The organism is Streptomyces sp. NPDC057438, from assembly GCF_042802995.1.
In the GTDB taxonomy this organism is placed as follows: Bacteria; Actinomycetota; Actinomycetes; order Streptomycetales; family Streptomycetaceae; genus Streptomyces.
Genome location: NZ_JBHVDD010000032.1, coordinates 56,649 through 69,049 on the forward strand (window position 1 = coordinate 56,649; position 12,401 = coordinate 69,049).

The 12,401-nt window shown below is 74.5% G+C and carries 10 protein-coding genes; 7 read left to right on the forward strand and 3 right to left on the reverse strand.

Annotated elements, in window-relative coordinates; translation table 11 throughout:
• Positions 1–35: 35 nt before the first annotated feature.
• Together ACFU5F_RS19600 and ACFU5F_RS19605 are read left to right on the forward strand one after the other, a co-directional pair.
• Positions 36–989, forward strand: a complete 954-nt coding sequence (locus ACFU5F_RS19600; protein ID WP_383888611.1) for an MEDS domain-containing protein — start codon at positions 36–38, stop codon at positions 987–989.
• Positions 986–1,435, forward strand: coding sequence for an ATP-binding protein (locus ACFU5F_RS19605; protein ID WP_383888614.1), 450 nt, complete (start codon positions 986–988; stop codon positions 1,433–1,435). Before ACFU5F_RS19600 ends, ACFU5F_RS19605 begins: the two co-directional genes overlap by 4 nt.
• On the opposite strand, the gene ACFU5F_RS19610 is transcribed toward ACFU5F_RS19605, so the two are convergent.
• The 3 genes from ACFU5F_RS19610 to ACFU5F_RS19620 all read right to left on the reverse strand — a co-directional run bounded on the left by ACFU5F_RS19610 (position 1,413) and on the right by ACFU5F_RS19620 (position 5,872).
• Complete coding sequence (locus ACFU5F_RS19610; protein ID WP_383888617.1) at positions 1,413–3,812, reverse strand: ATP-binding protein; 2,400 nt, start codon at positions 3,810–3,812, stop codon at positions 1,413–1,415. The two genes, ACFU5F_RS19605 and ACFU5F_RS19610, sit on opposite strands and share 23 nt — an antisense overlap.
• Before the next feature lie 149 nt (positions 3,813–3,961).
• Positions 3,962–4,873, reverse strand: a complete 912-nt coding sequence (locus ACFU5F_RS19615; RefSeq protein ID WP_383888620.1) for a RimK family alpha-L-glutamate ligase — start codon at positions 4,871–4,873, stop codon at positions 3,962–3,964.
• 42 nt (positions 4,874–4,915) lie between these two features.
• Positions 4,916–5,872 (reverse strand): DUF3152 domain-containing protein, encoded by a 957-nt coding sequence (locus ACFU5F_RS19620; protein WP_383888622.1) that lies wholly within the window; start codon positions 5,870–5,872, stop codon positions 4,916–4,918.
• 146 nt (positions 5,873–6,018) lie between these two features.
• On the opposite strand from ACFU5F_RS19620, the gene ACFU5F_RS19625 reads away from it, so the two are divergent.
• The 5 genes from ACFU5F_RS19625 (at position 6,019) to ACFU5F_RS19645 (ending at position 12,400) form a co-directional block, all read left to right on the forward strand.
• Complete coding sequence (locus ACFU5F_RS19625) at positions 6,019–7,098, forward strand: MerR family transcriptional regulator (RefSeq protein ID WP_383888625.1); 1,080 nt, start codon at positions 6,019–6,021, stop codon at positions 7,096–7,098.
• A 214-nt stretch (positions 7,099–7,312) separates the two neighbouring features.
• Complete coding sequence (locus ACFU5F_RS19630; protein WP_383888628.1) at positions 7,313–8,842, forward strand: acyl-CoA synthetase; 1,530 nt, start codon at positions 7,313–7,315, stop codon at positions 8,840–8,842.
• Positions 8,835–10,286, forward strand: a complete 1,452-nt coding sequence (locus tag ACFU5F_RS19635; protein ID WP_383888631.1) for a carboxyl transferase domain-containing protein — start codon at positions 8,835–8,837, stop codon at positions 10,284–10,286. Before ACFU5F_RS19630 ends, ACFU5F_RS19635 begins: the two co-directional genes overlap by 8 nt.
• 262 nt (positions 10,287–10,548) lie before the next feature.
• On the forward strand, positions 10,549–11,586 hold the full coding sequence (locus ACFU5F_RS19640; protein ID WP_383888690.1) for a rod shape-determining protein: 1,038 nt from the start codon (positions 10,549–10,551) through the stop codon (positions 11,584–11,586).
• 322 nt (positions 11,587–11,908) lie between these two features.
• The gene (locus ACFU5F_RS19645; protein ID WP_383888635.1) at positions 11,909–12,400 is read left to right on the forward strand and encodes a hypothetical protein; all 492 of its coding nucleotides are present in this window, start codon (positions 11,909–11,911) and stop codon (positions 12,398–12,400) included.
• The last annotated feature ends 1 nt before the right edge of the window (position 12,401 follow it).

Genomic DNA, 12,401 nt, shown 5'->3' on the forward strand with positions numbered 1-12,401 from the left:
AGAGCAGAGTGGTGATCTCACGGAAGGGCGGCCCCATGACGACCCGGCACCCCGCGGAGCGAACCGTGCCCGTCGAGCGGCTGCGGCTGGGGGACCACGCGTGCATGGGACCGGGGACGCCGGGGGAAGCCACCGGGGAGTCCCCCTGGAAGGTGTTCACCGCGTACACCCGGACCAGCCTGGCGCGCGGGGAGAAGGTCCTGCTCGTCATGGACCCGGACGACCTGAGCGACGACGAGGTGGTCGCCCTGTTGGACCGGGGCAGCGGGCAGGTCGTGGCCGCGCGGGCCGGGGGTCAGCTGTCGCTCAAGCGCAACACGGAGATCTACGCCCCCGACGGCCGCTTCCGGGAGCAGCGCACGATCGACACCTACGCCTCCGAGGTCGACCGTGCCTGCCACGAGGGCTGGACGGGGTTGCGGGTCACCGCGGACATGAGCTGGGCGCCCCGGATGAACCTCGGGCACGACCGGCTGCTGGACTACGAGGCGTCCGTGGCCCCGCTGTTCGCGGATCCGCTGTTCACCGCCATCTGCTGGTACGACCGGCGGCACTTCGACGACGACCTGACGGCCCGCGTCGGCAAGGTCCACCCGCTGCGGGTCATGGAACGCCTCGACTCCCTGGAGGCCACCGAGACCCCCGAGGGCGAGCGGATCGCCGGCAGCGCCGAGCTGAGCACGCGTACCGAGTTCGTCGAGGCCCTGCGCGAGGCAGTGGAACGCCGTGACGACGCCGGCCCCAGCCACCTCGTCCTCGACCTGCGTGACCTGTGCTTCATGGAGGCCCACTGCGCCTGGCAGCTGATCAGCCTCGCCGCGTCCCTCCCGGCCGGCAGCGAGGTCACCGTGCGCTGCGGCGAGCTGCTGGGGCTGGTGCTGGAGCAGCTGGGCGCCGGCGAGGTGCCCCAGCTGCTGGTCAGCGTGGAGGCGGACGGGGATCCGAGCGGGGCCGGGGCCGGAGCCGGAGCCGTGGGAGACACCGGGTGAGAGGGGCTCCGCTGCTGCGGACGGAGTTCGACGCGGCGGGTCTCCCCCTGCTGCGCTCGCTCGTCGAGGAGGCCGGCGTCCGGGCCGGCCTCTGCGCCGCCGTGCGGGGCGCCCTCGTCCAGGCCGTGACGGAGCTCGCGGCGGACGCCGTGGAGCACGGGGGCGGCAGCAGAGTCCACGGAGACGGCAGCGGAGTCCGCGGGGACGGCGCCGGATTCGTCGAACTCCACGCCGGGGCTGGCGAGTTGCGCTGCGAGGTGACGGGGTACGGGCCCGGCCCCGCGGCAGGGCGGCCAGCGGGGCGCGGGCCGCGGCTCGCCGAGGCGCTGATCACGGCCCCGGGCGCCGGAGCCGGCCGTGTCCGGGTGCGCGGCACCGAACGGGGCACCCTGACCACCCTGTCCGTGCCCCTGCCGGCTCCCGCTACAGCCCCGCCCGCGCGCTGAACCAGGCCGCGACCTGACTGCGGTTGTGGAAGCCCAGCTTCACGAGGATGCGCTCGACGTGCCCCTCGGCGGTGCGGCGGGCGATGACCAGGTGGTCGGCGATCTGTTTGTTGGTACGGCCCTGGGCGACGAGGGCGGCGACCTGGAGTTCACGGCGGGTGAGGGGGACCGGGTCGGCGGACCCGGCGCCCGGGGCCCAGGACGTGCCGACGGGACCGGTGGCCGGGGCGGCACCCGCACCCCCGGTCGAGGCGGCGCGCGTACGGGGGACCGGGGCGGGCCCCTCCCTCTCGCGCGCGCCGGGCACCCGGCCCCTCCCCGCCTCACCGAGCGCGTACGCCACCGCCTGTTCCGCGGTCAGACGGCCGCCCCTGCGGTGGGCCAGGGTGTAGGCGTGGTCGCCGAGGGCGCGACGGGCGTGCTGCTCGGCGGCGCGGGGGCGGCCGGGGCGCAGGGCGTCCATGGGGTTGCCGCCGATGTCGTGCCAGATGCGGTCGACGGCCCCGCGCAGCACGCCCGCCCGCTCGGCGTGGCCCGCCAGGGCCTCGGCGGCGGCGAGCAGGTCGAGGGTGCGGGCGAGACTCTGGTGCTGGCGCACGGTGTACGGGAGTCGCAGGCAGGCGCGGGCGTGCTCGGCGGCGCGCTCGTACTGTCCGGCCGACCAGTGGGCGAGGGCGAGGGTGCGCAGCGCCCAGGAACGGGCCCACTGTTCCCCGTGCGCCTCGCACAGGGCGACGGCCTCGGCGCACAGCGGGATGGCCTCCGCGGCGCGGCCCCGGCTGACGAGGGAGCAGGCCAGTTCGACGCGGGTGAGGACGACGAAGACGGTGGAGGCGCGGGCCCGGCCCGGGACAAGAGCGCCGGCCGGCACGGGCGGGGGCGCGGGCACCGGGAGTTCCGCGTCGTCGTCGGCGGCGCTCCGTAACGGGTCCAGGCCGGCGAGGACGGCGGCGGAGCGGCTGTGCACCAGCGAGGTCAGGGCACCCGCCCACATGGCGCGGGTCAGGCCGGCGTCGGGCCGGGCCCCGGCCCGCAGGGCGCCGTCCATCCAGTGCCGGCCCTCGCCCCAGATGCCGCCCGCGACCCAGTGGAACCACAGGCCGGCGGCGAGCCGCAGCCCGTGCTGGGCCTCGCCCGGGGTGGTGAGACAGAAGTCCAGCGCGGCACGGAAGTTGTCCTGGTCGATACGGATGCGTTCGGTGATCTCCGCCTGGTCGGGCCCGAACCAGGCCTGCTCGTACTCGGCGCCGAGGCGGGCGAAGTGGTCGCGGTGGCGCCGCCGGGTCTCGGTCGCCTCGCCCAGGTCGTGCAGCTTCTCCAGTCCGTAGTCGCGCAGGGAGACCAGCAGCCGGTAGCGGACCTGCCCGGCGTGTTCCTCCCGGACGAGCACCGACTTGTCGACGAGCCCGGCGACGGCGTCCAGCACGGCGCACGGGGCGATCCTGTCCCCGGTGCCGTCGTCCCCGGCGCAGACGGCCTCGGCGGCGGCCAGATCGAAGCCGCCGACGAACACGGACAGCCATGCCCACACCAACTGCTCCTGCGGGGTGCACAGTTCATGGCTCCAGTCGACTGCGGAGCGCAGGGTGCGGTGGCGGGGAGCGGAGGTCGGGCTGCCGCAGGTGAGGAGCTGGTAGCGGTCGTCGAGGCGTTCGACGAGCTGGTCGACGCCCAGGGCGCGCACCCGGACCGCCGCCAGTTCGATGGCGAGCGGCAGTCCGTCGAGGCGCCGGCAGAGGCGGGCCACCGCCTGCTGGTTCGCCTCCCCGACGGTGAAGCCGGGGACCACGGCGGCCGCCCGGTCGGCGAACAGCCTGAGGGCCGGGAAGGACTCGACCGCCGACGGGGTCAGTTCCTCCGTGGCGGGGGCGGGCAGCGGCGGCACCTCGAAGAGGTGTTCCCCGGCCAGACCGAGCCGGTGTCTGCTGGTGGCGAGGATCCGTACGCCCTCGGTGGCCGCCAGCACGGCCTGGGCGAGGACGGCGCAACTGCGCAGCAGATGCTCGCAGTTGTCGAGGACGATCAATAACCGCCGCTCGCGCAGGTGGTCGACGAGGATCTCCAGTGGGGGCCGTACCGTCTCGTTGCGGACGCCGAGCGCGTCGTTCACGGCGTGCGGGACGAACGCCTCGTCGCTCAGCGCGGCCAGGGGCACGAGCCACACGCCGTCCGGGAAGGCCCGGGCGACCTCTCCCGCCACATGCCCGGCGAGCCGGGTCTTGCCCACCCCGCCCGGTCCCGTCAGGGTCAGCAGTCTGCCCGCCGTCAACAACCGTCTGACATCGGCGGCCTCGTCCCGTCGCCCCACGAAGCTCGTCAGCTCCGCCGGGAAACCGGACGTGCGCCGCGACTCCGATCCGCCCACGATGCTGGTCACGCTCTCAGTTGTGGTTCCCGTACGCGCTGTTGTAACCCCGAAGGGTAGGCAGCGGGCACGGGCGGGACGCGCGCTTCGCGGATTTCCCGCCTCTTCGGGTGAGGCGGGCTCGCGGGTCCGGGAGACGGGACCGGGTGGGGGACCGGAGTTCAGCCGACGGTCGCCGCCGCCAGGATCGCCTCGACCGCACGGGGCAGCGACTCCGGGTGCAGCCACAGGAAGAGGTTGGGTTCGACGAGTTCCAGCTCCATCACGCAGGGCCGCCCGTCCTCGCCGGTGACGAGGTCGACGCGCGCGTACAGCAGCTCGGGCGCCCCCGGTACGGCCGCCAACGCCCGCTCGGCGACGGCGAGTTCGTCCTCGGTCGGGGTCCAGGGCGCAAGGTCCGGGTGGGCGGTCTTGTCGGCGTCGTAGGCCGTGCCGGGCGCGAGCACCGCGCCCTTGCGGCTGGCGTGCAGCAATCGGCCCCCGAAGAACTGCAGGGCCCGCTCCCCCTCGGTGTCGATGCTGGTCACGAAGGGCTGCACCATCGCGGTGAGCCCTTCGGCGTGCATCCGCCCGACATGCCGTACGGCGGTGTCCCGCTGGCCGGGGGTGTACCGGGCGGCGAAACGGGCGCCCGCGCCGGAGGTCGGCTTGACGACGTACTGGTGTGTCTCCGGAAGCTCCAGGGGGTCGCCCGGCGCGAGATAGGCCGTCGGCACGACGGGCACCCCGGCGGCGGCGAGGTCACCGAGGTACCGCTTGTCGGTGTTCCAGCGCACGACGTCGGCCGGGTTGGCGAGCCGGCCGGCCTCGTCGGCCTTTTCCGCCCAGGCCACGAACTCGGCCGCGCGCCAGCTGTAGTCCCAGGTGGACCGGATGACGACGAGGTCGTACCCGGCCCAGTCGGCCGCAGGGTCGTCCCAGTGCACGGCCGCCGCGTCGGCCCCGGCGTCCCGCAGCGCCCGCACCAGCACCGGCAGATCCCGGTCGTGGCTCGTCTCCGGCCCGGGGTCGTAGGTGGCGAGGGCGATACGGGGGGCGGCTGTGCGGGGGCGGGGGGCGGCTGTGCGGGCCACGGGGGCGCTCCGATCTCGTGGGTCCGTTCCTGTGCGTGTCCCTCAGGGTACGGACGGCCCCGTGATGAGACGGCCCCGGTCGTCGTACGGCCAGACGTTGGGGACGCAGCCCTTCATGCCCTTGATCTGCTGCATCATCGCCGGGGCCGGCTTGCCCTTGCCGGGGCAGGTGACATGGCCCTGGCCGAGGAAGTGGCCCACCTCATGGTTGATGATCAGGGCGCGGTAGGCCTCGACGTCGTCGGCGTAGACGGGGGTCGCCAGTTCCCAGCGTTCGAGGTTGACCATGACGTCGTCGCCGACGTTGCAGTTGAACTCGCCGCGGGTGTTCAGCCCGAACCGGCCGCAGACGTCGTCCACGGTGCCGGGGGTGGCGACCTTGACGACGAAGTCGGTGGCGCCGCCGGGGACCCGCTGGAAGGCCGACTCACCGTCCGTCGTCCAGCCGCGCGGGTCGGCGAGGATGTCCTCCACCTCCTCGGCGACCTCGGCGGGCGACAGCGACAGCCCCTTCTCGACCTCGACCCGGTAGCGCAGGGGGGTGCCCTTGCCGACCTTGCCGCTGCCGCCTCCGGCCGTGGTGAACGTGCCGGGCCCGGTCCGGGGGATGGTGACCGACGCACCACTGGACGACGCGGACGCGGACGCGGACGCGGATGCCGACGCCGACTGGCTCGGCGACGAACTGGGCGAGGAGGACGGGCTGCTGCCGGGAGCGCCCTCACCGGCGCCGGCGCCGCCGCTCGCGCTGGGGCTCGCGCTCGGGCTCGAGGAGCGGCGGGGGCGCTCGGGCGAGGGCTCGGCGGACGAGGCGGCCCCCGCCTCACCGGCCGACTCGCCCGTGCCAGCGCTCATCCAGCCCACCGCGGCGAACCCGGCGACACCGACGACCGCCACGGCCCCGAGGCCGCCCCACAGCGGCCCTCTGCCGCGCGACTCGGGCGCCTTCCTCCTCCGGCGGCGGGTGCGGGAGCGACGTGATGCCTTGTGCGCGGTCATGTTCCTTCAGAGTGTGATCGGTATGTGATCGGATGTGGCCGACCTGGTCACGAAAAGATAACGGATGATCGGCACGGTGGAGAGCGAATCGCTTGACCTTGCCCTTCGGTGAAGCCCCAGCATCGAGAGCGGCACGAGGGAGGGACATGAAAAGGAAGACGCTGACGATCGGTGCCTTCGCGAAGGCCAGCCGACTGTCACCGAAGGCGCTGCGGCTCTACGACGAGCTGGAACTCCTGCGGCCCGCCCGGGTCGACCCGGACACCGGCTACCGCTACTACGCCGCCGAGCAGTTGGAGCAGGCCCGGCTGGTGGCCTGGCTGCGCCGGCTCGGCATGCCGCTGGCCCGGATCCGTACGGTGTGCGCGCTGGAGCCGGGCCCCGCGGCCCGGGAGATCCGGGCGTACTGGGCCGGGGTCGAGGCCGAGACGGCGACCCGGCGCGACCTGGCGGCCTTCCTCGTGGACCACCTCACCCACCCGTGCGAGTCCGAGGAGGACACCGACATGCTGGAACTCCGTTACGCCGCGCTCTCCGACACCGGCCTGGTCCGCGCCGCCAACCAGGACACCGCCTACGCGGGCTCCCGGGTCCTCGCCGTCGCCGACGGCTTCGGCCCGGCCGGGGCCCCCGCGAGCACGGCCGCCGTGGAGGCGCTGAAGGTCCTGGACCGTGACACCCTGCCGGCGGGCAGTGTGCTGAACCTGCTGGAGGAGGCGGTGCGGGGCGCGAGCGCCGCCGTGCGTGGCATCGCGGGGAACGGGGACGACGGCACGACCCTGACCGCGATGCTCTGGACCGGTTCCCGGCTCGCCCTCGTGCACATCGGCGACTCCCGCGCGTATCTGCTGCGCGAAGGGGAGCTGTTCCGGATCACCCACGACCACACCGTCGTCCAGTCGATGATCGACGAGGGCCGGCTGACCCCGGAGGAGGCGTCCACCCATCCCCAACCCGCCCTGCTGCTCAAGGCGTTGACCAACAGTGACACCGCGTCCACCCCCGACCTGCGTCTCCACGACGCCCACCCCGGCGACCGGTGGCTCCTGTGCTCCGACGGCCTGTCGACGGTCGTTCCCGACCCCGACATCCGGCACATCCTGTCCACCGCCCAGGACCCGGATGCCGCGGCACACGCGCTCGTCACCGAGGCGAACGGCGCGGGCGGCCCCGACAACGTGAGCTGCGTGGTGGCGGACGTGGTGCGGGACGGGGCCGGCACGTAGGAGAGGTCCCGCACCCAGGGGTGGGCGGCGCGGAGGCTCGCTCAGTCCGTGGAGTCCAGGACGACGGCGTCCGGCCGCGGGACGTCCGCGGCCGCCGTGCCACCCTGCCGCATCGGTGGACGGGTGGGGTGGCTGGTACTGGTGGTTCCGGGGTTCGGGTAGTCAGATGTGCGGTAACGGTACCTCGGACGGCGACAACCAAGGAGTACGAGACGTGCCCCCTCTCTTCCCGGCCCTCACCGGCGAAGCCCGGACCCCCGGACGCCCCGCCCTGCGCTTCGGCGACCGATCCCTGACGTACGGGGAACTCGCGGCCGTGACCGACACCCTGGCCGCCCGGCTCAAGGACGCCGGCCGGGTGGCCGTCTGGGCGACGCCCACGATGGAGACCGCCGTGGCCGTGGTGGCGGCACTGCGGGCCGGCGTCCCCGCCGTGCCCCTGAACCCGAAGTCCGGGGAGAAGGAGCTGGGGCACATCCTCGGCGACAGCGCACCCTCACTCGTCCTCGCCGCACCGGATGACGAACTGCCGCCGCCACTGGGCGAGTTGACCCGCATCGATGTCGAGGTCGATGCCGGTTCCGGAGCCACGGTCGGTGACGAGTCCCGTGCCACGGTCGGTGACGAGGCCGGTGCGCGCGGCGGCGGAGCCGGGACGGCCCCCACCGGGGACTCGGCCGGCGAGGAGTCCGCCGCCCTCGTCGTGTACACCTCGGGCACCACCGGCCCGCCCAAGGGGGCCGTCATCCCCCGCCGCGCCATCACGACCACCCTGGACGCGCTGGCCGACGCCTGGCAGTGGACCGCCGACGACGTCCTCGTCCACGCCCTCCCCCTCTTCCACGTCCACGGTCTGATCCTGGGCGTCCTGGGCCCGCTGCGGCGCGGCGGCGCGGTCCGTCATCTGGGCAGGTTCGACACGGCCGCGGTGGCCCGGGAGCTGTCGGCCGGCGCGACGATGCTGTTCGGCGTCCCCACGATGTACCACCGCCTCGCGGAGGCCCTGCCCGCCGACCCGGAACTGGCGAAGGCGCTCGGTGGCGCCCGCCTCCTCGTCTCCGGCTCGGCCGCGCTGCCGGTGCACGACCACGAACGGATCGCGGCGGCCACCGGACGCCGGGTGATCGAGCGGTACGGCATGACGGAGACCCTCATGAACACGAGCGTCCGCGCGGACGGCGAGGCCCGCGCCGGCACCGTCGGACTCCCGCTGCCGGGTGTGGAGCTGCGGCTGGTCGAGGAGGACGGCACCCCGCTCACCGCGTACGACGGCGAGTCGGTGGGCGAGATCCAGGTGCGCGGCCCCAACCTCTTCACCGAGTACCTCAACCGCCCCGACGCGACCGCCGCCGCGTTCGCCCCCGACGGCTGGTTCCGCACCGGCGACATGGCCGTGCGCGACCCGGACGGCTATGTGCGCATCGTCGGCCGCAAGGCCACCGACCTCATCAAGAGCGGCGGCTACAAGATCGGCGCGGGCGAGATCGAGAACGCCCTGCTGGAGCACCCGGGGGTACGGGAAGCCGCCGTCACCGGCGAACCGGACCCCGATCTCGGCGAGCGCGTGGTCGCCTGGATCGTCCCGGCGGACCCCCAGTCCCCGCCTCCGGCGGGCGAGTTGGCGAGCCATGTGGCCGCCCACCTGTCGCCCCACAAGCGTCCCCGACGGGTCCACTACCTCTCCTCCCTGCCTCGCAACGACATGGGCAAGATCATGAAGCGGGCGCTGAAGACGCATGAGTGACCGGCGCGTCCCGGCCCGCGAGGCCATCGCCTCCCTGACGGACGACTTCACCGAACTCCCCCCGCCCGAAGGGGAGTACGCCCCCGACGGTCCCCTCGCCTGGCAGGGTTACGACGCCTCCCGCGCCCGTGCCGCCGAGCGCACCGGGGAGACGGAGTCGGTGGTGTGCGGGCGGGCGGTGATCGGCGGTACGGCGGCCGTGCTGATCTCCTTCGAGTTCGGGTTCCTCGGCGGGTCGCTCGGCGAACGCACCGGCGACCGTCTGGTGGCGGCGCACGCGTACGCCCGTGCGCACCGCCTCCCGGTCGTCTCCCTGGTCGCGACGGGCGGCAGCCGGATGCAGGAGGGGATGCGTGCCCTCGCCCAACTCCAGCGTGTGGCACGGGAGTCGGCGCTGACGAGCGTGGCCGGGCTGCCCCGGATCGCGGTGCTCCGCGATCCCACGACGGGCGGCGGCTGGGCCACCCTGGGCGCCGGCGCCGACATCGTCCTCGCCCTCCCCGGCGCCCAGGTCGGCTTCGCCGGCTCCCGGGTCCGCCCGCCCGGCGCGGACCCGGTGGCGTACACGGCCGAGTCCCAGGTGGCGGCGGGCTCGGCCGACGCGATCGTGCGCCCGGAGGACCTCCGCGCCACGCTCACCCTCTGGCTGACCCTCCTGACCAGCCCCTCCACGACCCCCGCTCCCCCACCGCACGCCCTCCCGACCCCGGGAGCCGTCGACCGCGCGACCGGCCCCGACGCACCACAGCCTCCCGCCGGGCCGTCCCCCACACCCCACGAGACGCCCCTGCCCGCCACCGGCTGGGAAGCCGTACAGCGCGCCCGCCACCCCCGACGCCCCCGCGCCGAGGCGTACCTGGACGCCTACTTCTCCCGCCGCACGGCCGTCGGCGGGGACCGCACGGGCGGCACCGACCCCGGCATGCTGTGCGGCTTCGGCACACACGAGGGCCGGACCGTCGCCTACGCGGCCCAGTGCGGCACCCCGACCCGCCCGGCGGGCTACCGCACCGCCGCCCGCCTGATCCGCCTCGCCGACCGCCTCGGCATCCCCGTCCTGACCCTCGTCGACACCCCCGGCGCCGCGAACGACGCCGAAGCCGAACGGCAGGGGGCGGGCCCCGCCATCGCCGACCTGTTCACCGCCGTCGCCACCGCCCGCACTCCCCTCACCACCCTCCTCATCGGCGAGGGCGGCTCCGGCGGCGCCCTCGCCCTCGCCGCCCCCGACCACACCTGGGCCACCCCGGACAGCTACTTCTCGGTGATCGCGCCGGAACCGGCCGCCGCGATCCTCAAGCGGCCGCGGGAACTGGTGCGGGCGACGGCGGACGCACTGCGGGTGCGTCCCCAGGACCTGGTGGAGCTGGGGGTCGTCCGAGGGATCGTGGGGGAGGTACCACGGGAGGGGGCCGAACCCGCGACGGCGCGCCCACCCGGCTGACGGCCGCCCCCGGCCCGCCCGACCGATCGAGCCCCTTCACCACCCGGTCGAGCCCCCGCCTCGCCCGTCCTTTCCCCGCGTCCGTCGGGCCGCTCCCGCCTGACCCGCCGTCACCGGACCACCCGTCCGGCCGCACCCCACCCGGCCCACCCCAGCGGGCACCCCGGCCCGGCCCCGCGCACGATGCAAGGGAACCAGGGAACCGCCGACCGGCGGCGGGCCCGCTCGGTCCGTGCTCTCGGGAGGATCCGCAATGACCGCGATGACCGCCACTCTGGAGCAGCTGCGCCGCTGCCACTTCGGCGTCGACCTGGGAGCCGCGCGGACCCGCGTGTACGTGAAGGGCGCGGGCCTGGTGGTGGACCAGCCGAGCGTGGCCGCCGTGAACATCCGGACGGGCGCGCTGATCGCCGTCGGGGAGTTCGCCGAGAAGATGATGGGCCGTACGCCCGACTACATCCGGGTCGTCCGCCCCGTCTCCGGCGGCACGGTGGTCGACATCGAGATGGCCCAGCGGATGCTGCGTCAGCTGCTGGGCGACCGGGTCCGCCGCACCCTGCGCCGCAAGCCCGTGCTGCGCGCGGCCGCCTGCACCCCGCACGGCGCCGACCCGCTCGCCCAGCGCGCCACGATCGAGACCCTGGTGGGCCTCGGCGCCCGTCGCGTGGAGCTGGTGGACACGCTCATCGCGGCGGCCGTCGGCTGCGGCCTGCCCGTCGAGCAGCCCGAGGCCACCATGATCATGGTCTGCGGGGCAGGGGCCACCGAGCTGGCCGTCCTCTCCCTCGGCTCGGTCGTCAGCGCCGTACGGATTCCCGTCGGCGGTGAGGCCATCGACCACGCGATCGTGCAGCACCTGCGGCTGCGCCACGAACTGACACTGCCCAGTCAGTCCGTACGGCCGCTGCAGCTCGCCCTCTCCGGCAACGGGCTCACCCCGCACGGCCCCGCCTCCACCGAGATCCACGGCCTCGACGTGGCGACCGGCCTCGCCCGCTCCGTGCAGGTGGACACCGCGGCCGTGCGCGACGCCATCCAGACCCCGCTCACCGCCGTGGTCGACGGCATCGGCAAGGTGCTGCGGGACTGCCCGCCCGACCTGGTGGCCGACCTCGCCGACCGGGGCATCATGATGGTCGGCGGCAGCGCCCTGCTCCCCGGATTCGACCAGATGCTCCGCCACGCCACCGGGATGCCGGTCCACATCGCCGAACGCCCCGACGTCTGCGCCGCGCTCGGCGTCGGCGCCATGCTGGACGGCCGCATCGCCCCCATCAGCCTGGACCCGGTGGGCGACTGACGGCGGGACCGGGACCGCGCACCCCGTTCCGCGGACACCTCGTGGTCGACCTGCTCTCACGACCGCCGCGCACACCCGGCGAACACTTCTCCGAACCTCCCGTGCGCCTTCTCGTCGGGTTTCCCGTCGGCATTTCCGTGAACATTCCCCGCGGGCGGCAGCACCCGGAGCACGGGAGGGCGGCCGGGGCCACGGCGGTCACCCGGTGGTCGCCCCCGTGAGCCCGTGACGCCCCACCGAACACCTGTTTGTGCCGTTCTCGCCGGAGTCGCCCGACGCTAGGGTTACTCGGAGGAACGCGGCCACGGAGGTGAGCGCACGGATGCCAGGCCACGTGACCCGGATCGGTATCACCGGACACCGGGAGATCCCGGAAGCCGCCCTCCCGGCCGTCCGTTCGGGCATCCGGGCGGAGTTACGGGGCCGCCCCGCCACCACCCGGGCCCTGAGCAGCCTCGCCGCCGGCGCCGACCAGCTCTTCGCGGAGATCGCCCTGGAGAACGGGCTGCAGCTGACCGCCGTGATCCCCGGCATGGACTACGAGGCCCACCTCGGGGACGAGGAGGTCAGGGCCGCCTACCGCCGGCTCCTGAAGTGCTGCGGCGAACGCGTGGAACTGCCGCGCGAACGCACCCACGAGGAGGCGTACTACGCGGCGGGCCGTCACATCGTCGACCACACCGACCGCCTGATCGCCGTCTGGGACGGCGATCCGCCCCGCGGTCTCGGCGGCACGGCCGATATCGTCGACTACGCCCACCTCATGGGTGTCCCGGTGACGGTGCTGTGGAGCCCGGGCGTGCGCCGCGCCTGAC